The following is an 18,880-nucleotide window of genomic DNA, read 5'->3' as shown; positions in this document are numbered from 1 at the left end:
AGGTGGGATGAGTATTCGCGATTGGCCTGTGGCGGAACGTCCGCGGGAGAAGCTTTTGGAATGGGGCGCGGCAACGTTGTCGGACGCCGAACTGCTGGCGATCTTCCTGCGCACCGGGGTGTCGGGCAGAAGCGCGGTCGACCTGGCGCGCCATTTATTGGCGCAATTTGGTGGCCTTCGCCCGCTGTTGGAGGCCAACCAGACGCTGTTCAGCCAGCATTTGGGGTTAGGGCCGGCAAAGTTTGCCCAGTTGCAGGCCGTGCTGGAGATGTCCCGGCGGCACATGGCCGAACGCCTGCGCGCGGACTCGGTGCTGGAAAGCCCGCTGGCCGTGCGTGATTACCTCAAGGCGCTGCTGCGCCATGAACCCCACGAGATCTTCGGTTGCCTGTTTCTCGACTCGAAGCACCGCGTTCTGGGGTTTGAGGCGCTGTCCCAGGGCACCATCGACACTGCCATTGTTTACCCGCGGCAAGTGGTCAAGCGTGCGTTGGCGTATAACGCGGCAGCGCTGATTCTGTGTCACAACCATCCTTCGGGGAGTGTCGAGCCGAGTGCGGCTGATCGAAAATTGACCAAGTTGCTGCAAAAGGCGTTGGAGGTGGTGGATGTGCGGGTGCTGGATCACATCATCGTCGGCGATGGTGATCCGTTGTCGATGGCGGAATACGGGTGGATGTAGCCCCGCCCACAAGGGCGGGGCTGGTCATCAGGGCTTGACGCTGACTTTCGAGAAGTCCTGGCGCCCGAACGGGCTCACCTGATAGCCCTCGACATTCTTGCGTGTCAGGGCAAACGCGGTCGGATGCGCCAACGGCAGCCACAACGCCTGCTGCTGGATTTGCGCCTGGGCCTGTTGATACAGCTTGGTGCGCACGCCTTGCTCGCTGGTGGTCTTGCCGGCGCTGATCAGTTTGTCCAGCGCGGGGTCGCAGTAGCGGGCGAAGTTGGTGCCGGATTTCACCGCCGCGCAAGAGAACTGCGGGGTCAGGAAGTTATCCGGGTCGCCGTTATCGCCGGCCCAGCCCATGAACAGCAGGTCATGTTCACCGGCCTTGGCGCGGCGAATCAGTTCGCCCCATTCGATCACACGGATCTCTGCCTGGATGCCGATCTTGGCCAGGTCTGCCTGCAACAGTTGTGCGCCCAGGTTAGGGTTGGGGTTCAGCAAGCTGCCGGTTGGGCGTGTCCAAATGGTGGTCTTGAAACCGCCTTTGAGCCCCGCGCGGTCGAGCAGCGTCTTGGCCTTGGCAATGTCCTGTGGATAACCCGGCAGGTCTTTGGCATAGCTCCAGGTATTGGGTGGGTAAATACCATTGGCCGCCTCGGCGGTGCCTTCAAACACAGCCTTGAGGTAGCTGTTCTTGTCAAACGCCAGGTTGATTGCCTGGCGCACTTCCGGCTTGTCCAGCGGCGGATGCTGGCTGTTGATGGCCACGAATGCAGTCATGAAGGCGGCGGTTTTCTCCACCTTCAATGCCGGGTCTTTTTCGGCCTCGCCTACATCCAGCGGCTTGGGCGAAAGGGCGATCTGGCATTCGTCGCGATGCAATTTCTGCAGGCGCACGTTGGCGTCCGGGGTAATGGCGAACAGCAAGTTATCCACAGCCGGTTTACCGGCGAAATAGTCCGGGTTGGCTTTGTAGCGAACCACGGCATCTTTCTGGAACCGTACGAAAACAAACGGGCCGGTGCCGATCGGTTGGCTATTGAGCTTCTCCGGGGTGCCGGCCTTGAGCAGCTTGCCGGCATATTCGGCCGGGTAGATCGAGGCAAAGCCCATGCTCAGCGCGGCGAGGAAGGTCGAGTCGGCGTGATCGAGCGTGAAGCGCACGGTCAGCGGGTCGAGGGCGTCGATCTTCTTGACCAGCGTCGGCAACTGTAGCGACTGGGCATGCGGGAAACCGCTTTGGGCGATCTTGTGCCATGGGTTGGCCGGATCGAGCATGCGCTCGAAACTGAAGCGCACATCTTCGGCGGTGAGAGTGCGGCTCGGGGTGAAGTATTCGGTGCGGTGGAATTTCACATCCGGGTGCAGCTTGAAGGTGTACGTCAGGCCATCTGGCGAAACGTCCCAACTGTCCGCAAGGCTCGGCACCAGCTTGCCGCTGGCGGCGTCGTAGTCCACCAGGCGGTTCATCAGGACGTCGGCCGAGGCATTGGTAGTGCTCAGCGAGTTGTATTGCACCACATCAAACCCTTCAGGGCTGGCTTCGGTACACACGCTCAAACTGGTAGCAGCCAGGGCCGTCGGCGTAATAAATAGAGGGGCTAGCAATAGCGGTAGGGCAGCGAGGCGCATGTTCGGTTTCCTTTGCAGATCGAAGGCCCATCTGCGAGTGCAGTCTGGAAAAAGCCTACCGTAGTGGTCTGATTGATAAATGACCAGTCCATTTTTGCCTGTGCTTTTGGCGCAAATGCTGTTTTGATGGCGCCTCAGCGCGTTTCGCCGTGCACTTCATCGTGCGTGCGGGCGCTGTAAATCATTCTGTGCGACGAGCGGTCGGCTGTGACAGCGGCCACTCCTGGCAACGGTTCAGGCGTCTGTCGCCAAGATTTACGCCGGTAAAAACACACGGGCTGTTGTTGCACCTTGGTCTTTCTGGTATAAAGCAGCGCTCTTTTCTAGGGGCCCGGTTCCTTCACTGTAGGTGTAGCCGGTAAGACCCTTAAAGAAACGCGGCGCCTGGCGCCAAATGACTGAGAGATTAAGCGGCCAACCCATGCCGGGTTGGGCATGTGGTTTTAGAGGGCTGAGGCATGTCGAGAGTCTGTCAAGTTACCGGTAAGGGTCCGGTGACTGGGAATAACATTTCCCACGCAAATAACAAAACCCGTCGTCGTTTCCTGCCGAACCTGCAGCATCACCGCTTCTGGGTTGAAGAAGAGAAACGTTTTGTTCGCCTGCGTGTATCTGCCAAAGGCATGCGTATCATCGACAAGCGCGGCATCACTGTCGTGCTGGCCGAAATCCGCGCCGCTGGCAAGATCTAAGGAGCTTTATCATGCGTGAATTGATTCGAATGATCTCTAGCGCCGGTACTGGTCACTTCTACACTACCGACAAGAACAAGCGTACTACCCCGGACAAGCTCGAAAAGAAAATGTTCGACCCGCGCGTTCGCAAGCACGTGATCTACAAAGAAGGCAAAATCAAGTAATTGATTTTCTTCCTTGTGAAAAAAAGCCCGTCTCTCACGAGTCGGGCTTTTTTTTGCCTGTGATTTGCTGATCAGGCTTTCTGTTCAAACACCACGTAGATCTTGCGGCACGGTTCCAGCACTTCCCAGGTGCCGCTGAAACCCGCGGGGATCACGAAGCGGTCGCCAGCACGCAAGGTCTTGGCGTTACCATCGGCATCGCGCAGCACCGAAACGCCCTGCACGATCTCGCAGTACTCATGCTCGCTGTAGTTGACCTTCCATTGCCCGACTTCACCTTCCCAGACCCCGGCGCTCATCTGGCCGCACGGGCTGTTGTAGTGGTTGTAGAGGGTTTGCTCGGGATCGCCCTTGAGGACTTTTTCGGCAGCCGGCCGGTAGCGTTCGGGGGCGGTATTGGCTTGGCTGAAGTCGACGATGTCCTGGATGCTCATGTGCGTGTCCCGTCTGGCCTGCGGTTGGAGAGTCCAAAGTCTATGTTTATTAAAATGAACATCGCAAGGGCGTTTACCGGCGTTGTGTCAAATATATTGAAACACCCCCAGCCGCTGGTTTAGGGTGGCAGCTGCCTTGAGCCGAACAGCAGGCTGGCCGGGCAAGAATTCTTTGAGGCTGCCGGGGGACATCACCTGGCCCTTGTATTCAATAAGAGGAGGACACTCGCATGACCACCCTGACCCGTGCCGACTGGGAACAACGCGCCAAGGATCTGAAGATCGAAGGCCGCGCCTACATCAATGGCGAATACACCGCCGCTGTTTCCGGTGACACGTTCGAATGCATCAGCCCGGTCGATGGCCGCCTGCTGGCAACCGTCGCCAGCTGCGACGCCGCCGACGCCCAGCGCGCTGTAGAAAATGCCCGCGCCACCTTTAATTCCGGCGTCTGGTCACGTCTGGCACCGGCCAAGCGCAAGTCCGTCATGATCCGTTTCGCCGCGCTGCTCAAGGCCAATGCCGAAGAGCTGGCCCTGCTCGAAACCCTGGACATGGGCAAGCCGATCAGCGACTCCCTGGGCATTGACGTGCCTGGCGCAGCCAACGCGCTGAGCTGGAGCGGCGAGGCCATCGACAAGATCTACGACGAAGTCGCCGCCACTCCGCACGATCAATTGGGCCTGGTGACCCGCGAGCCGGTCGGCGTTGTCGGCGCGATCGTGCCGTGGAACTTCCCTCTGATGATGGCCTGCTGGAAACTCGGCCCGGCGTTGTCCACCGGTAACTCGGTGATCCTCAAGCCGTCCGAAAAATCCCCGCTGACCGCCATCCGTATCGCGGCCCTGGCCGTTGAGGCCGGTATTCCAAAAGGCGTGTTCAACGTGCTGCCGGGCTACGGCCACACGGTTGGCAACGCGCTGGCGCTGCACATGGACGTCGACACCCTGGTGTTCACCGGCTCCACCAAAATCGCCAAGCAGCTGTTGATTCGTTCCGGCGAGTCCAACATGAAGCGCGTGTGGCTGGAAGCGGGCGGCAAGAGCCCGAACATCGTGTTCGCCGATGCTCCGGACCTGCAAGCGGCGGCCGAATCCGCCGCTGGCGCCATCGCCTTCAACCAGGGCGAAGTCTGCACCGCCGGTTCGCGTCTGCTGGTGGAGCGCTCCATCAAGGATAAATTCCTGCCGCTGGTGATCGAGGCCCTCAAAGGCTGGAAGCCAGGCAACCCGCTGGACCCGGCAACCAACGTCGGTGCGCTGGTGGACACCCAGCAGATGAATACCGTGCTGTCGTACATCGAAGCTGGCCACGCCGACGGCGCCAAGCTGGTTGCGGGCGGCAAGCGCACCCTGGAAGAAACCGGTGGCACTTACGTTGAACCGACGATTTTCGACGGCGTGACCAACGCCATGAAGATTGCCCAGGAAGAAATCTTTGGCCCGGTTCTGTCGGTGATCACCTTCGACAGTGCCGAAGAAGCCATCGCCATCGCCAACGACACCCAGTACGGCCTGGCCGCAGCGGTGTGGACTGCGGATATCTCCAAGGCGCACCTGACGGCCAAGGCCTTGCGCGCCGGTAGCGTGTGGGTCAACCAGTACGATGGCGGTGACATGACCGCGCCGTTTGGTGGCTTCAAGCAGTCCGGTAACGGTCGCGACAAGTCGCTGCACGCGTTCGACAAGTACACCGAGCTGAAGGCGACCTGGATCAAGCTGTAACCCTGTAGGAAACACCGCAGGCCAAATGTGGGAGCTGGCTTTTGTGGGAGCTGGCTTGCCTGCGATAGCATCACCGAGGTGTGACTGACACACCAAGGTGCTTGCATCGCGGGCAAGCCCGGCTCCCACCTAGGCTCGCTCCTACAGTTCGTTTGAAATCCTGAAAATTATCCACAGGAGCGTGGACATGCGTTGGGCGACTTATTTCGCCGTCCTGGCCTCGGTACTGAGTGTCGGCCTGGCCCTGGGCGTCAGCATGCCGCTGGTGTCCCTGCGCCTTGAAGGCTGGGGCTACGGCAGTTTCGCCATTGGGGTGATGGCGGCCATGCCGGCCTTCGGCGTACTGCTGGGCGCAAAGGTCTCCAGCCGCATGGCCTCATGGCTGGGCACCGCCAACCTGATGCGCCTGTGTCTGTGGGCCGGTGCAGTGTCCATCGGCTTGCTGGCAATCCTGCCTAGCTATCCGGTCTGGCTGGTGTTGCGGCTGATGATCGGGGTGATCCTGACCATCGTATTTATCCTTGGCGAAAGCTGGATCAACCAGTTGGTAGTGGAGCAATGGCGTGGCCGCCTGGTGGCGCTGTATGGCTGCAGTTATGCCTTGAGCCAGCTGTCGGGGCCGCTGCTGCTGGGTCTGATCGGCACCGACCATGATTACGGCTTCTGGGTGGGCGTGGGCCTGCTGATGGTCGCGCCCCTGCTGTTGCTGGGGCGCTCCGGCGCGCCGACGGCTGAATCCTTCAGTGTCACCTTTGGCGACTTATGGCGTTTTTGCCTGAGCCTGCCGGCGATTGCCTGGGCGGTGGCTTTATTCGCGGCGTTCGAAGCGATGATTCTGACGCTGCTGCCGGTGTATTGCCTGCAACAGGGTTTCACGGCCGAGGTCGCCTTGGCCATGGTCAGCACGGTGGTGGTGGGCGATGCGCTGTTGCAATTGCCCATCGGCGCATTGGCTGACTACCTGCCGCGTCGCACGCTGTTCTTGAGCTGTGCGGTGCTGTTGCTGATCTCGAGCCTGGCGATTCCGCTGCTGATGCACACCCCGCTGATCTGGCCGGTGTGGGTGATCTTCGGCGCCAGTGCCGGTGGATTGTTCACCTTGTCGCTGATCCTGATCGGCGAGCGTTACCGCGACGATGCGCTGGTGCGCGCGAATGCTCACGTGGCGCAGTTGTGGGGCATCGGTTGCTTGATAGGGCCGTTGGTGGCCGGTGCGGGCAGCCAGTGGATCAGCGGGCACGCGTTGCCGTTGCTGATGGCGGCCGGCGCGTTGGGGCTGGTGGTGCTGCTGTTGCGCCAGGGGGCATTTGGCGTCGCACAGCCCGCCTGATTTGAAATGGGATCGAATGTGGGAGCGGGCTTGCTCGCGAATACGGTGTGTCAGTTAACGGCAATATTGACTGATCCACCGCATTCGCGAGCAAGCCCGCTCCCACACTGGATCTTCATTGTTCCTAAAGCATCCGCTCCAGACCGACTGAAGTGGCAAACCAGGCATTAAACCTGCGCCACCAATTGCCGGGTTCATCGGTCAGCGTGTGCAGTTGGCCGTTATCCTCAGTGACCCATACCACTTGGCCATCCTGCAATTTCGCCTGGTAGCTCAGCGCCGGCGCCATACCTTGCAGCGCCAGGTTGCGCACGTGTTCCGCCAGCTCGGGGCTGTCCACCAGCACGCCGACTTCGGTGTTCCACAGCACTGAGCGCGGGTCAAAATTGAACGAGCCGATAAACGACTTTTCCCGATCAAAGATCATCGCCTTGCTGTGCAGGCTGGAGTCCGAGCCGTGCAGCGAGCCCCGGCGAAACAGATGCGGGCCGCTGCCTGCACTGGGGTCGCCGGGTTGGCGGCGCAGCTCGTAGAGTTTTACGCCGTGCTCCAGCAGTGCCTTGCGGTACGGCGCATAGCCGCCATGTACCGCCGGTACATCGGTGGCTTCGAGCGAGTTGGTCAGCAAGCTCACAGACACTCCCGCGTCGGCTCGGCCGGTCAGGTACACCAGCCCAGGCTGGCCGGGGACGAAATACGCCGAAATCATGATCAGCTCATGGTTGACGCCTTCAAGCTCCGGCGCCAGTTGGGTGGTCAGCAGCAACTGCGGGTCCGGGTCGGCCTTGGCCAGCACCTTGCTCGGCGCGTCCCACAGCGCCTGGTTCCAGGCCCAGATCAACTCGCGGCGCCAGATGCCCATGCGTGGCTGGGTCTGGTAGGTGCGCAAGCGGTTGTACAGCGCATGGTTCTGCTGGCGGGACTCGGCGAGCGAATCTTGCAGGCGCACGCGGGCGGCGGCCAGGTCACGTTTGGAGGGGCTGTTGGAGACGAAGTCATCAATCGGCTTGCTCAGTGCGCTGTTCCAGTACTGATCGAAGCTGTGCCCGAGTTGCTCGGCCACCGGGCCCACGCTGAGCATGTCGATATCGGTGAAATTCAAGTTGGGCTCGGCGTCGAAATACTCGTCGCCCAGGTTGCGGCCGCCGACGATGGCGACGCTGTTGTCCGCCAGCCACAACTTGTTGTGCATGCGCCGATGTTGCAGCGACAGGTTGAACAGGCGCCCCATGGCCCGCGTGACGCCGGTGCTGCGGCCCAGGTGCAGCGGGTTGAACAGGCGAATTTCGATCTGCGGGTGGGCGGCGAGGGTGGCGATGACCTGGTCGAGACCGTCGCTGGTGGTGTCATCCAGCAGGATGCGCACGCGCACGCCGCGGTCGGCGGCCTTGAGCAGTTCGTCCACAAGCATGCGCGTGCTGATGCCGTCGTGGACGATGTAGTACTGCAGGTCGAGGCTGCTCTGGGCGTTGCGGATCAGTTCGGCGCGGGCCATGAAGGCTTCGCTGCTGTTGGGCAGCAAACGAAAACCTGAGCGGCCTTGATGCGGCGCCGCCTGCGCCTGGATCGACCGGCCGAATGAGGATTGCGCGGCGGGCAGGGCGTCGCTGGGGATGCGCGGCGTGTCGACTGTTGCGCAGCCGCCCAGCGCCAGAGCGCCCAGCAGGAAAAACGGTAAAAGCCGTTGGATCATCAAGGGCGCTGCTTCCAGGTCAGGGCGATTGTGGGCATATGACGGCTAATTCCGGCGAAAGGTCAGTCTGGCGTCTCGGCGAGCATCTTGATCGCGGCGGCGCCGACTTTGCGTACTGCTTCTTCAATTTGCGGCGTCGGCTTGGCAGCGTAGTTCATGCGCAGGCAGTTGCGGTATTTGCCGGAGGCGGAAAAGATACTGCCTACCGCCACCTGTACGCCTTGTTCGACCAACACGCGGTTGAGCTTGAGCGTGTCGAAGCCTTCCGGCAGTTCCACCCAGAGCATGAAGCTGCCTTGAGGCCGGCTGGCGCGCGTGCCGGCCGGGAAGTAGCGGCTGACCCAGTCGAGCATCAGGTCGCGATTGCGCTGGTATTGAGTGCGCATCCGCCGTAAATGCGGTTCGAAATGGCCGTTTTTCAAGAACTCGGCAATGGCGATTTGTGGTTGGGTCGCGGTGGAACCGGTGCTGATGTATTTCATGTGCAGCACCCGCTCCAGGTAGCGCCCGGGCGCTACCCAGCCAATGCGTAAACCGGGCGCCAGGGTTTTCGAGAACGAGCTGCACAGCAGCACGCGGCCGTCTTCATCGAAGGATTTGATTGTGCGCGGGCGAGGGTAGCTGTAGGCCAATTCGCCATACACATCGTCTTCAATGATCGCCACGTCAAAGCGCTGGGCCAGGGTCAGCAACGCACGTTTGCGTGCCTCCGGCATGATGTAGCCCAAGGGGTTGTTGCAGTTGGGCGTCAGCTGAATGACCTTGATCGGCCACTGTTCCAGCGCCAGTTCCAGCGCTTCAAGGCTGATGCCGGTGATCGGGTCCGTGGGGATTTCCAGGGCTTTCATGCCCAGGCCCTTAAGGGTCTGCATGGCACCGTGAAAGCTTGGCGAGTCCACCGCGACGATATCGCCCGGTTCACAGATCGCGTGAAGGCTGGCGGACAGCGCCTCATGGCAACCGGTGGTGATCACGATGTCTTCGGCTGTCAGCTGGCAACCGGAATCCAATGACAGGCGTGCAATTTGTTCGCGCAACTCCATACAGCCGAGGATGTTGTCGTAATACAGCCCCGGCAGATCCTGGCGGCGACTCACCCGTGCAAGGCTGCGCAGCAGGGGTTTCATGGTCGGTGACAATACATCCGGCATGCCACGGCCCATCTGTATGACGTCTTTGCGCGGCACCGCGCGAATCAGTTCCAGCACCTGGTCCCATTGCGAAATTTCCACCGGCCGCTGGGCCGGGCGGCCTACTTCGGGCAGCGCCGGCAGCTCGCGCCCAACCGGCACAAAGTAGCCGGATTTGGGCTTTGGCATCGCCAGGCCGTTGTCTTCCAGCAAGCGATAGGCCTGTTGCACGGTGCTCAGGCTAACCCCATGTTCAACGCTCAACGCGCGCACAGACGGCAAGCGATCGCCGGGGCGATAGAAGCCCTGTTCGATGCGCGTGCCGAGCAATTCGGCGAGGTTGACGTAAAGGGTCATGGCGGTCGCTCCCGAGGACCAGTACAGATAGGCGGAAAATACAGGATTCAGGCGATCATGGGCAGTATCTGTATGGATTTAATAAAGATGCGTTGAATCTGTCATGGTTTTGCCGTTGCGCTCACGCTAGTCACTCATGGCAACAAGCAAATGAGGGGCAGCAAAATGAGCGGCATAAGCGATGTGCGTCTGATGTTACACAGTCAGGAATTGCAGGCAGGGCAGGAGCGGGCGACGGCGCCGCGGGATATCAGCCGCTGGCGTTTGTTCTGGCATCGCTGCCACACGCGCAAGGCTTTGCTGCATTTGACCCGCGAACAACTGCGCGACGTCGGGCTGAGCGTCGAGCAAGCGCGCGAGGAGGGCCTGAAACCGTTCTGGCGCGATTGATCAGATCAGCTCTTTGAACCGGTGCCAGAGCATTCCCAATGCCAGCAGCGGCGAACGCAAATGTTTACCGCCGGGGAAGGTGATGTGCGGCACTTGGGCGAACAAATCGAAACGACCCTGCTGCTGGCCGCTGATGGCTTCGGCCAGCAGCTTGCCGGCCAGGTGCGTGGCATTGAGGCCGTGGCCGGCGTAGGCCTGGGCGTAATACACATTGGGTTGATCGGCCAGCCGGCCAATCTGTGGCAAGCGGTTGGCGCCGATGCCGATCATGCCGCCCCATTGGTAGTCGATCTTCACGTCGGCCAGTTGTGGGAACACCTTGAGCATTTTTGGGCGCATGTAGGCACCGATGTCCTGTGGATCACGCCCGGAATAATGGCAGGCACCGCCGAACAACAGGCGGCGGTCGGCGGACAGCCGGAAGTAATCCACCGTTACCCGTTGATCACACACGGCCATGTTCTGCGGCAGCAGGTGGGCGGCCTGGGCTTCGCTCAATGGTTCGGTGGCGATGATGTAGCTGCCGGCGGGCAGCACTTTGCCGCTCAGGTGTGGGTTGAGGCCATTGAGGTAGGCGTTGCACGCCAGCACCAGGGTCTTGGCGCGCACATTGCCAAGGGCGGTGTGCACGTTGACTTCAGGGCCATAGTCGATGCGTGTTACTTCGGACTGCTCGAACAGCTTCACGCCCAGCTTCTGCGCGGCGGCGGCTTCGCCGAGGGCCAGATTCAGCGGGTGCAAATGGCCGGAGCCCATGTCGATCATGCCGCCCACGTAGCGGTCGGAACCGATCACGCTGCTCATCTGGTTGGCTTGCAGCAGGCGCACTTCATGGCGATAGCCGAGGCTGCGCAGTTCTTCGGCATCTTCGGCCAGGTCGTGCAGGTGCTGAGGTTTGTTCGCCAGGTCGCAGTAACCCCAGGTCAGGTCGCAGGGGATTTGATAGCGCTCGACGCGCTCGCGCACGATCTCCACGGCTTCCAGGCCCATCAACTTCATCTGGCGCACGCCGTCGGTGCCGATCACGTTGGCAAACTGGTCCAGGCCATGGCCGACGCCGCGAATCAGCTGGCCGCCGTTACGACCACTGGCGCCCCAGCCTATCTTGCGCGCCTCCAGCAGCACCACGCTGTAACCGCGCTCGGCCAGTTCCAGGGCGGTGTTGAGCCCAGAGTAACCGCCGCCAATCACGCACACATCGGCGCTGACCTCGCCCGTCAACGCCGGGTAATCGGGTTGTGGGACGCTGCTGGCGGCGTAGTAGGAAGCGGTGTGCCGGGCGCTGGCGGTCATGGGGAGCATCCCTGTTTGGAAAATTTGACGCAGGATACAGCGGTCGGACGAAGCTGTCTGCGCAGGGCGTTTTGCGTCAGAATCCACGCCTATTCGCCGTCCGGTATGTGTTCCGATGAGTTGCAACAGTCAGAAAATCAGCGCGCTGCGTAGGCAGATTCCTTCGTTCGAGTGTGTTCCGGGTTGCCACGATTGCTGTGGGCCGGTGACCACCTCGCCCGAGGAAATGTCGCGCCTGCCACGCAAGACCGCAGCCGAGCAGGACGCCGCCATGGACGAGCTGAACTGCGTGCACCTTGGGCCCAACGGCTGCACGGTATATGACGAGCGGCCGCTGATTTGCCGGTTGTTCGGCACCACCAAGACCTTGCCGTGCCCCAACGGGCGGCGGCCGGTGGAGCTGATTCATCCGCGGGTTGAGAAGCAGATCCACGAATACATGGCCAGCACCCGGCAGGTGCTGGTCTAGCGACTATACGCGGTCAAAATGTGGGAGCGGGCTTGCTCGCGAAGGCGGTGAATCAGTCGATGAGTCTGGTGACTGACACTCCGCTTTCGCGAGCAAGCCCGCTCCCACATTGACCGTATTGTGTCGGTCAGTCCGGAATTGGCAGGTTCAGGCTTTCCTTCACCTCTTCCATCACGATATAGCTCTTTGATTCGCGCACATGGGGCAACTTGAGCAAGATATCGCCGAGCAATTTGCGGTACGAGGCCATCTCGGAAATGCGCGCTTTCACCAGGTAGTCGAAATCCCCCGACACCAAATGGCACTCCAGCACATGGGGCAGTTTGAGCACGGCGCGGCGGAATTCTTCAAAGGTGTCGCCGGACTTGTAATCGAGGCTGATCTCGACAAATACCAGCAAACTGCCCTTCAAATGCTGCGGATTGAGCCGCGCGTTGTAGCCCATGATGATCCCTTCGCGTTCCAGGCGGCGCACGCGCTCGGTGCACGGCGTGGTCGACAGCCCGACTTTTTCCCCCAGCTCCGTGAATGAAATGCGCCCGTCGGTTTGCAGGATGCGCAGGATATTGCGGTCGATCTTATCCAGCTCCCGCTTGGTCTGGGTGTTGGTACGCATAGGGGATACGCCTCTGTGAAAAGGGTTTTTGCCGAGAATTGTCGCCAAATATAGGCATTTATATAGTGAAATGCACTGGCAGTTGCTTTTTATACTGCGCTCATCATTGCTCCAATAACACACGTCAGCGGCCAAGCCCGCGATGAGGATATAAAAATGCGCGTTCTGGTCTTGGGTAGCGGCGTCATTGGTGTGACCAGTGCGTACTATTTGGCGCGGGCCGGCTTTGAAGTCGTCGTGGTCGACCGTCAGCCAGCCGCTGCCATGGAAACCAGTTTCGCCAACGCCGGCCAGGTGTCGCCTGGTTACGCCTCGCCCTGGGCTGCCCCGGGCGTGCCGCTCAAGGCGATCAAGTGGCTGCTGCAGCGCCACGCGCCGCTGGCGATCAAGGCCACCGCCGATATCGATCAATACCTGTGGATGGCGCAGATGCTGCGCAACTGCACCCAAAGTCGCTACGCAGTGAACAAGGAGCGCATGGTCCGCCTGTCCGAGTACAGCCGCGACTGCCTCGACGAACTGCGTGCCGAAACCGGCATTGCCTACGAGGGCCGCAGCCTCGGCACAACGCAATTGTTCCGCACCCAGGCGCAACTGGACGGAGCGGCCAAAGACATCGCCGTGCTCAAAGAATCTGGCGTACCGTTCGAGCTGCTCGACCGCGCCGGTATCGCCCGCGTTGAGCCGGCCCTGGCCAGCGTCACGGATATTCTTGCTGGCGCGCTGCGCCTGCCGAACGACCAGACGGGCGACTGCCAGATGTTCACCACGCGCCTGGTCGACATGTGCAAGCAGTTGGGCGTTGAGTTCCGCTTCGAGCAGGACATCCAGCGCCTCGACTGCGCAGGCGACCGCATCAATGGCGTGTGGATCGACGGCAAGCTGGAAACCGCAGACCGTTATGTACTGGCCCTCGGCAGCTACTCGCCGAAACTGCTCAAGCCGCTGGGGATCAAGGCGCCAGTGTACCCGCTCAAGGGTTACTCGCTGACCGTGCCGATCACCAACCCGGCGATGGCACCGACCTCGACCATTCTGGACGAGACCTACAAGGTCGCGATCACCCGTTTCGACAACCGCATCCGCGTTGGCGGCATGGCTGAAATCGCCGGTTTTGACCTGTCGCTGAACCCGCGCCGGCGTGAAACCCTGGAGATGATCGTCAACGACCTTTATCCTCAGGGCGGCGATTTGACCGAAGCCACGTTCTGGACCGGCCTGCGCCCGACCACACCCGACGGCACGCCGATTGTCGGTGCCACGCCCTTCAAGAATCTGTTCCTCAATACCGGGCACGGCACACTTGGCTGGACCATGGCCTGTGGCTCTGGTCGTTTGCTGGCCGACCTGATGGCGAAGAAAACCCCGCAGATCAGCGCCGAAGGCCTCGATATTTCCCGTTACGGCAACCACCAGGAGTCCGCAAAACATGTCAATCCAGCGCCAGCTCACCAATGAGCGCATGAGCCAGATCGTTGTTCACAGCGGTACCGTGTATCTGGCAGGGCAAGTCGGCGACGACATGAGTGCCGGGATTGAACAGCAGACCCGTGAAACCCTGGCCAACATCGAGCGTTTACTGGACTTGGCCGGCACCGACAAATCCAAACTGCTGTCGGTGACGATCTACTTAAAAGACATCGACGCCGATTTCGCCGGCATGAACGCGGTGTGGGACAAGTGGCTGCCTAAAGGCGTTGCCCCGGCCCGTGCCACGGTTGAAGCCAAGCTGTGCGAACCGGAAATCCTGGTAGAGCTGTCTGTCGTGGCCGCGCTGCCTTAACCAACGATCCCTCTCCCGGTGCCGGCGCTGTCTGTCGGTGCCGGTTTTTTCTTCACTCTGCCGCCTAGAAGCCTGCCGCCATGCGTCCTGCCCGTGCCCTGATCGACCTCCAAGCCCTGCGCCACAATTACCAACTGGCCCGTGAAGTCACGGGGGCCAAGGCCCTCGCCGTGGTCAAGGCCGATGCCTATGGCCACGGCGCCGTGCGCGTGGCCCAGGCGCTGGAAGCCGAAGCCGACGGGTTTGCCGTGGCGTGCATCGAGGAAGCGCTGGAGCTGCGTGCCGCGGGGATTCGCGCGCCGGTGCTGTTGCTGGAAGGGTTCTTCGAAGCCGACGAGCTGCCGCTGATCATCGAGCATGATTTCTGGTGCGTGGTGCATTCGTTGTGGCAGTTGGACGCGATTGAGCAGGCCCGGTTGAGCAAGCCGCTGACCATCTGGCTCAAGTTGGATTCGGGTATGCATCGTGTCGGCCTGCATCCCAAGGATTACCACGAGGCTTACCAGCGCCTGCTGGCCAGCGGTAAAGTGGCGAAAATCGTATTGATGAGCCACTTCGCCCGTGCCGACGAGCTCGATTGTGTACGCAGCAATGAACAAGTGGCGGTGTTTGAAGCGGCGCGCCAAGGCTTGTCGGCCGAGGTGAGCCTGCGCAACTCGCCTTCCGTGATGGGCTGGCCGAACGTGTCCAGCGACTGGGTGCGCCCAGGCATCATGCTCTACGGCGCCACGCCGTTTGGTGAAGACCAGGCGATTGCCGCGCGCTTGCAGCCGGTGATGACGCTCGAATCCAAAGTCATCTGCGTGCGCGAACTGCCGGCCGGCGAGCCGGTGGGCTACGGCGCCAAGTTCATCACACCCAAACCGATGCGGATCGGCGTGGTCGCCATGGGCTATGCCGATGGTTATCCACGTCACGCGCCCACTGGCACACCGGTGTTGGTGGCGGGCCAGCGCAGCCAGTTGCTGGGTCGTGTATCCATGGACATGCTGTGTGTCGACCTCACCGACGTGCCGCAGGCCGGGCTCGGTTCCACCGTGGAGCTGTGGGGCAAAACTATTCTCGCCAGCGACGTTGCGACTGCTGCCGAGACCATTCCCTACCAGATCTTCTGCAACCTGCGCCGCGTGCCAAGGCTCTATTCCGGGGCTTGAACACGGCCTACGAGTGGAGCTGACCAGGATTTAGGCCCAAGTGTTGTAAATACTGAACGCTGTCGCCATGATAACGCTCAATTACAACAACGCCTGAATCCTAGGAGGCTCCTGCATTGGACGTCGGCGAACGACTGCAATCCATCCGTAAACTGAAGGGTCTTTCCCAGCGCGAGCTCGCCAAGCGCGCGGGTGTCACCAACAGCACCATTTCGATGATCGAAAAAAACAGTGTCAGCCCCTCAATCAGCTCCTTGCGCAAGGTGCTGGGCGGCATCCCCATGTCGATGGTCGAGTTCTTTTCCGAGGAGATCCTCCAGGAAAAACCGACCCAGATCGTCTATAAAGCCAATGAGCTGATCGACATATCGGACGGCGCCGTCACCATGAAATTGGTCGGCCGCGCACACCCGAGCCGGGCGATCGCGTTTCTCAACGAGATTTACCCGCCGGGCGCCGACACCGGCGAAGAAATGCTCACCCACGAAGGCGAGGAAACCGGAATTCTGGTGGAAGGTCGCCTGGAGTTGGTGGTCGGTCTTGAAACTTTTGTGCTCGAAGCCGGCGATAGCTACTACTTTGAAAGCACCAAGCCCCATCGTTTTCGCAACCCGTTCGACGTGCCTGCGCGACTAATCAGCGCAGCCACACCCGCGAACTTTTGACACAAGAGGCGTGCTGCCAGCGTTGCAGACACTCCCGTAGCTGTACGCCGCAGGGCTGAATCTCCCTTTATTTAATAGGGTTGTTTCGGCCAGACGGGCTAACCGTTATACTTTCGCCGCCTGCGAAACCGTGGCCGCAGGCGTGAATAGCCACCATTGAGGGTGAACGCGTGAACCTAATTATGAAAATGCTGGCTGCACCAGCAACCGTACTGGCCCTATGGGCTGTCAGCGCTCAAGCTGCGACCAATGATGAAATTGCCAAGCGCCTGGAGCCTGTCGGCCAAGTCTGTGTTCAGGGCCAGGAATGCAAAGGGATGGAAGTGGCGGTGGCAGCCGGTGGCGGCGGCGGTGCAAAAACGCCGGATGACGTGATCGCCAAGCACTGCAACGCCTGCCACGGCACCGGCCTGCTGGGCGCACCGAAAATCGGTGACACCGCTGCCTGGAAAGACCGCGCCGATCACCAGGGCGGCCTCGACGGCCTGCTCGCCAAGGCGATCACTGGCCTCAACGCCATGCCGCCTAAAGGCACCTGCGCCGATTGCTCGGATGACGAGCTTAAAGGTGCGATCGAGAAGATGTCGGGGCTTAAATAAACCGATCTTCGCCAAAAAGCCGCTGCCCAGCGGCTTTTTTGTGCCCGTGATTTAAGTTTGCAGGCTGTTCATTGCAGCAAAGACCCGGCAAGCTCGGTCCAACCCCTAATCATGGAATGTTCAGGAGGGTCGGATGGTGCAGTTGTGTTCAATCGAGCAAGCAGTTGACGACGTATTGGCGCGCTTGCCCGCGCATATCCACATGGGCATGCCCCTGGGCCTGGGCAAGCCCAACCTGTTCGTCAACGCGCTGTACCGGCGCATCGCCAAGTTGCCGGAGCGGACGCTGACGATCTACACCGCGCTGGCCCTGGGTCGTCCGACCTTGGGCGACGGTTTGCAGAAGCGCTTTCTCGAGCCCTTCATCGAACGCGTCTTTGGCGACTACCCCGAGCTGGATTTTCTCGCCGACCTGCACAAGGACAGCCTGCCCGCGAACATCCGCGTGCAGCAGTTCTTCATGCAGCCCGGCAGCCTGCTCCACAGCGCATCGGCGCAGCAGGATTACGTCAGCAGCAATTACAGTCACGCGGCGCGCGACATCAACGCCGCCGGCCTGAATCTGGTGGCGCAACTGGTGGCCAGCAGCACTGAGCATCCGGATCGCCTGAGCTTGAGCTGCAACCCCGACATCACACTCGACCTGCTGCCGATGATCGAGAAGCGCCGTGAGGATGGCGAAACCATCCTGATCGTTGGCCAAGTGCATTCCGATCTGCCCTACATGCCGGGCGATGCCGAACTGGGCATGGACGCGTTCGATTACCTGATCGACGAAAAGGACAGCACCACGCTGTTCTCCACACCCAATATGCCGGTGGGCTTGCAGGACCACTTTATCGGTGTGCATGCCAGCACGCTGGTGCGCGATGGCGGCACGTTGCAGATCGGTATCGGCTCCATGGGCGACGCGCTGACCGCCGCCTTGCTGGCGCGCCAGGCGGATAACGAGGCTTATCGACTGCTGCTCACCGACCTTGATGTGTATCAATGGGCGCCCCTGATCAGCCGCGAAGGCGGTGTGTCGCCCTTTGCCCGTGGCCTGTATGGCTGCAGCGAAATGTTCGTCAACGGCCTGCTGGTACTGGCCGACGCCGGCATTATCCGGCGCAAGGTTTACCCGGATGTGGCGACCCAGGCGCAAGCCAATGCCGGCACGCTGGACGACGCGGCGCAACCTGACGGCGTGTCGATCCATGGCGGTTTCTTTCTCGGGCCGCGCAGTTTTTACCAGCGCCTGCAGGAAATGACGCACGCCAAGCGCCTCGAATTCAACATGACGCGCATCAGCTACATCAACGAGCTGTATGGCCAGGAAGAGCTCAAGCGCCTGCAACGCCTGGACGCGCGGTTTATCAACAGCGCGATCATGGTGACCTTGCTCGGCGCAGGTGTAGCCGATCAGTTGGAAGATGGCCGTGTGCTCAGCGGCGTCGGCGGGCAGTACAACTTTGTTGCGCAAGGCCATGCGTTGGAAGGCGCGCGTTCGATCCTGATCCTGCGCAGTTGGCGCGAGTCGGCCGGGGAGGTCAGTTCCAATATTGTCTGGGAGTACGGCCACTGCACCATTCCCCGACACCTGCGCGATATCGTCATCACCGAGTACGGGATTGCCGATTTGCGTGGGCAGACAGATGCCAAGGTGATCGAGGCGCTGCTGAATATCACCGACTCGCGCTTTCAGAACGACTTGATCGAACAGGCGCAAAAGGCCGGCAAATTACCCAAGGATTTCCAGCTGGACCCACGTTTTGCCGACAATACGCCGGAGCGGCTCAAGGGTATTCAGGCGCGGCATCACCGGCTGTTTCCGGAGTATCCGCTGGGCACTGACTTCACGGATGAGGAGAAGGATCTGTTGCGCGCTTTGAACTGGCTCAAAAGCAAATTCAAGCTGACGGAGATTCTGGAGTTGGGCAAGGCGGCGCTGGATGCACCGGAGCCGGAGGCGTTTCCTGAGCATCTCAAACGGATGCGGTTGGATAAGCCGGACGGGCTGAAAGAAGATCTGTACCAGCGCCTGTTGCTCGCCGGCCTACAGGCCACCGCACACTAAAAATTTCCACGAAACCAAATGTGGGA

At 60.8% G+C, this 18,880-nt stretch carries 19 protein-coding genes; 13 read left to right on the top strand and 6 right to left on the bottom strand.

The window, feature by feature from the left end; translation table 11 throughout:
- The first annotated feature begins 7 nt into the window (after positions 1-7).
- Entirely contained in the window at positions 8-682 is a 675-nt protein-coding gene (gene radC / locus FPT15_RS02235; RefSeq protein ID WP_119737230.1) for a DNA repair protein RadC, read from the top strand.
- A gap of 27 nt (positions 683-709) precedes the next feature.
- Here the strand turns inward: radC and FPT15_RS02230 are convergent, their stop codons facing one another.
- Positions 710-2,302 (bottom strand): ABC transporter substrate-binding protein, encoded by a 1,593-nt coding sequence (locus tag FPT15_RS02230; protein ID WP_145158138.1) that lies wholly within the window; start codon positions 2,300-2,302, stop codon positions 710-712.
- Between the two features lie 458 nt (positions 2,303-2,760).
- Between FPT15_RS02230 and rpmB the strand changes: the two genes are divergently transcribed.
- On the top strand, positions 2,761-2,994 hold the full coding sequence (gene rpmB, locus FPT15_RS02225; protein WP_003176907.1) for a 50S ribosomal protein L28: 234 nt from the start codon (positions 2,761-2,763) through the stop codon (positions 2,992-2,994).
- A gap of 11 nt (positions 2,995-3,005) precedes the next feature.
- The gene (rpmG, locus tag FPT15_RS02220) at positions 3,006-3,161 is read left to right on the top strand and encodes a 50S ribosomal protein L33 (protein WP_003176906.1); all 156 of its coding nucleotides are present in this window, start codon (positions 3,006-3,008) and stop codon (positions 3,159-3,161) included.
- Positions 3,162-3,232: 71 nt separating this feature from the next.
- Here rpmG and FPT15_RS02215 read toward each other — a convergent pair whose 3' ends face one another.
- Entirely contained in the window at positions 3,233-3,595 is a 363-nt protein-coding gene (locus FPT15_RS02215; protein WP_145158135.1) for a cupin domain-containing protein, read from the bottom strand.
- Between the two features lie 230 nt (positions 3,596-3,825).
- On the opposite strand from FPT15_RS02215, the gene FPT15_RS02210 reads away from it, so the two are divergent.
- Complete coding sequence (locus tag FPT15_RS02210) at positions 3,826-5,319, top strand: aldehyde dehydrogenase (protein WP_145158132.1); 1,494 nt, start codon at positions 3,826-3,828, stop codon at positions 5,317-5,319.
- Between the two features lie 187 nt (positions 5,320-5,506).
- Positions 5,507-6,649 (top strand): MFS transporter, encoded by a 1,143-nt coding sequence (locus FPT15_RS02205; protein ID WP_145158129.1) that lies wholly within the window; start codon positions 5,507-5,509, stop codon positions 6,647-6,649.
- Between the two features lie 124 nt (positions 6,650-6,773).
- On the opposite strand, the gene FPT15_RS02195 is transcribed toward FPT15_RS02205, so the two are convergent.
- The gene (locus tag FPT15_RS02195; RefSeq protein WP_145158126.1) at positions 6,774-8,342 is read right to left on the bottom strand and encodes a phospholipase D family protein; all 1,569 of its coding nucleotides are present in this window, start codon (positions 8,340-8,342) and stop codon (positions 6,774-6,776) included.
- Between the two features lie 62 nt (positions 8,343-8,404).
- A complete protein-coding gene (locus tag FPT15_RS02190) occupies positions 8,405-9,829 on the bottom strand; it encodes a PLP-dependent aminotransferase family protein (RefSeq protein WP_145158123.1) in 1,425 nt (474 codons plus the stop codon).
- Positions 9,830-9,994: 165 nt separating this feature from the next.
- On the opposite strand from FPT15_RS02190, the gene FPT15_RS02185 reads away from it, so the two are divergent.
- Positions 9,995-10,219 carry a DUF1127 domain-containing protein gene (locus tag FPT15_RS02185; RefSeq protein ID WP_145158120.1) on the top strand — a complete coding sequence of 75 codons (225 nt, stop codon included), beginning with the start codon at positions 9,995-9,997 and terminating at the stop codon, positions 10,217-10,219.
- Here FPT15_RS02185 and FPT15_RS02180 read toward each other — a convergent pair whose 3' ends face one another.
- Complete coding sequence (locus FPT15_RS02180; protein WP_145158117.1) at positions 10,220-11,512, bottom strand: FAD-binding oxidoreductase; 1,293 nt, start codon at positions 11,510-11,512, stop codon at positions 10,220-10,222. It abuts the gene before it with no gap.
- Between the two features lie 115 nt (positions 11,513-11,627).
- On the opposite strand from FPT15_RS02180, the gene FPT15_RS02175 reads away from it, so the two are divergent.
- Complete coding sequence (locus FPT15_RS02175) at positions 11,628-11,981, top strand: YkgJ family cysteine cluster protein (RefSeq protein WP_016975913.1); 354 nt, start codon at positions 11,628-11,630, stop codon at positions 11,979-11,981.
- Positions 11,982-12,108: 127 nt separating this feature from the next.
- Here the strand turns inward: FPT15_RS02175 and FPT15_RS02170 are convergent, their stop codons facing one another.
- A complete protein-coding gene (locus tag FPT15_RS02170) occupies positions 12,109-12,597 on the bottom strand; it encodes an Lrp/AsnC ligand binding domain-containing protein (RefSeq protein WP_003176896.1) in 489 nt (162 codons plus the stop codon).
- 156 nt (positions 12,598-12,753) lie between these two features.
- Here FPT15_RS02170 and dadA point away from each other — a divergent pair, with 156 nt between their 5' ends.
- The 6 genes from dadA to FPT15_RS02140 all read left to right on the top strand — a co-directional run bounded on the left by dadA (position 12,754) and on the right by FPT15_RS02140 (position 18,854).
- On the top strand, positions 12,754-14,055 hold the full coding sequence (dadA, locus tag FPT15_RS02165) for a D-amino acid dehydrogenase (RefSeq protein WP_145158114.1): 1,302 nt from the start codon (positions 12,754-12,756) through the stop codon (positions 14,053-14,055).
- On the top strand, positions 14,027-14,380 hold the full coding sequence (locus tag FPT15_RS02160; protein WP_145158111.1) for a RidA family protein: 354 nt from the start codon (positions 14,027-14,029) through the stop codon (positions 14,378-14,380). The genes dadA and FPT15_RS02160 overlap by 29 nt, the downstream gene beginning before the upstream one ends.
- A gap of 80 nt (positions 14,381-14,460) precedes the next feature.
- Entirely contained in the window at positions 14,461-15,534 is a 1,074-nt protein-coding gene (gene alr / locus FPT15_RS02155; protein ID WP_145158108.1) for an alanine racemase, read from the top strand.
- A 116-nt stretch (positions 15,535-15,650) separates the two neighbouring features.
- A complete protein-coding gene (locus FPT15_RS02150) occupies positions 15,651-16,199 on the top strand; it encodes a cupin domain-containing protein (RefSeq protein WP_017135864.1) in 549 nt (182 codons plus the stop codon).
- A 182-nt stretch (positions 16,200-16,381) separates the two neighbouring features.
- Positions 16,382-16,798 carry a cytochrome c5 family protein gene (locus FPT15_RS02145; protein WP_065931891.1) on the top strand — a complete coding sequence of 139 codons (417 nt, stop codon included), beginning with the start codon at positions 16,382-16,384 and terminating at the stop codon, positions 16,796-16,798.
- Positions 16,799-16,931: 133 nt separating this feature from the next.
- Positions 16,932-18,854 carry an acetyl-CoA hydrolase/transferase C-terminal domain-containing protein gene (locus tag FPT15_RS02140; RefSeq protein ID WP_145158105.1) on the top strand — a complete coding sequence of 641 codons (1,923 nt, stop codon included), beginning with the start codon at positions 16,932-16,934 and terminating at the stop codon, positions 18,852-18,854.
- The last annotated feature ends 26 nt before the right edge of the window (positions 18,855-18,880 follow it).

The sequence above is a fragment of the Pseudomonas sp. RGB genome, assembly GCF_007713445.1.
Classification (GTDB): Bacteria; Pseudomonadota; Gammaproteobacteria; order Pseudomonadales; family Pseudomonadaceae; genus Aquipseudomonas.
The sequence above is the reverse complement of the archived record's forward strand: the minus strand, read 5'-3'. Positions and strand labels throughout refer to the sequence as shown.

Bases quoted from the DNA above. Each gene is read 5' to 3' on its own strand.
- radC (WP_119737230.1), top strand. From the start codon at position 8: ATGAGTATTCGCGATTGGCCTGTGGCGGAACGTCCGCGGGAGAAGCTT.
- FPT15_RS02230 (WP_145158138.1), bottom strand. From the start codon at position 2,302: ATGCGCCTCGCTGCCCTACCGCTATTGCTAGCCCCTCTATTTATTACG.
- rpmB (WP_003176907.1), top strand. From the start codon at position 2,761: ATGTCGAGAGTCTGTCAAGTTACCGGTAAGGGTCCGGTGACTGGGAAT.
- rpmG (WP_003176906.1), top strand. From the start codon at position 3,006: ATGCGTGAATTGATTCGAATGATCTCTAGCGCCGGTACTGGTCACTTC.
- FPT15_RS02215 (WP_145158135.1), bottom strand. From the start codon at position 3,595: ATGAGCATCCAGGACATCGTCGACTTCAGCCAAGCCAATACCGCCCCC.
- FPT15_RS02210 (WP_145158132.1), top strand. From the start codon at position 3,826: ATGACCACCCTGACCCGTGCCGACTGGGAACAACGCGCCAAGGATCTG.
- FPT15_RS02205 (WP_145158129.1), top strand. From the start codon at position 5,507: ATGCGTTGGGCGACTTATTTCGCCGTCCTGGCCTCGGTACTGAGTGTC.
- FPT15_RS02195 (WP_145158126.1), bottom strand. From the start codon at position 8,342: ATGATCCAACGGCTTTTACCGTTTTTCCTGCTGGGCGCTCTGGCGCTG.
- FPT15_RS02190 (WP_145158123.1), bottom strand. From the start codon at position 9,829: ATGACCCTTTACGTCAACCTCGCCGAATTGCTCGGCACGCGCATCGAA.
- FPT15_RS02185 (WP_145158120.1), top strand. From the start codon at position 9,995: ATGAGCGGCATAAGCGATGTGCGTCTGATGTTACACAGTCAGGAATTG.
- FPT15_RS02180 (WP_145158117.1), bottom strand. From the start codon at position 11,512: ATGACCGCCAGCGCCCGGCACACCGCTTCCTACTACGCCGCCAGCAGC.
- FPT15_RS02175 (WP_016975913.1), top strand. From the start codon at position 11,628: ATGAGTTGCAACAGTCAGAAAATCAGCGCGCTGCGTAGGCAGATTCCT.
- FPT15_RS02170 (WP_003176896.1), bottom strand. From the start codon at position 12,597: ATGCGTACCAACACCCAGACCAAGCGGGAGCTGGATAAGATCGACCGC.
- dadA (WP_145158114.1), top strand. From the start codon at position 12,754: ATGCGCGTTCTGGTCTTGGGTAGCGGCGTCATTGGTGTGACCAGTGCG.
- FPT15_RS02160 (WP_145158111.1), top strand. From the start codon at position 14,027: ATGTCAATCCAGCGCCAGCTCACCAATGAGCGCATGAGCCAGATCGTT.
- alr (WP_145158108.1), top strand. From the start codon at position 14,461: ATGCGTCCTGCCCGTGCCCTGATCGACCTCCAAGCCCTGCGCCACAAT.
- FPT15_RS02145 (WP_065931891.1), top strand. From the start codon at position 16,382: ATGAAAATGCTGGCTGCACCAGCAACCGTACTGGCCCTATGGGCTGTC.
- FPT15_RS02140 (WP_145158105.1), top strand. From the start codon at position 16,932: ATGGTGCAGTTGTGTTCAATCGAGCAAGCAGTTGACGACGTATTGGCG.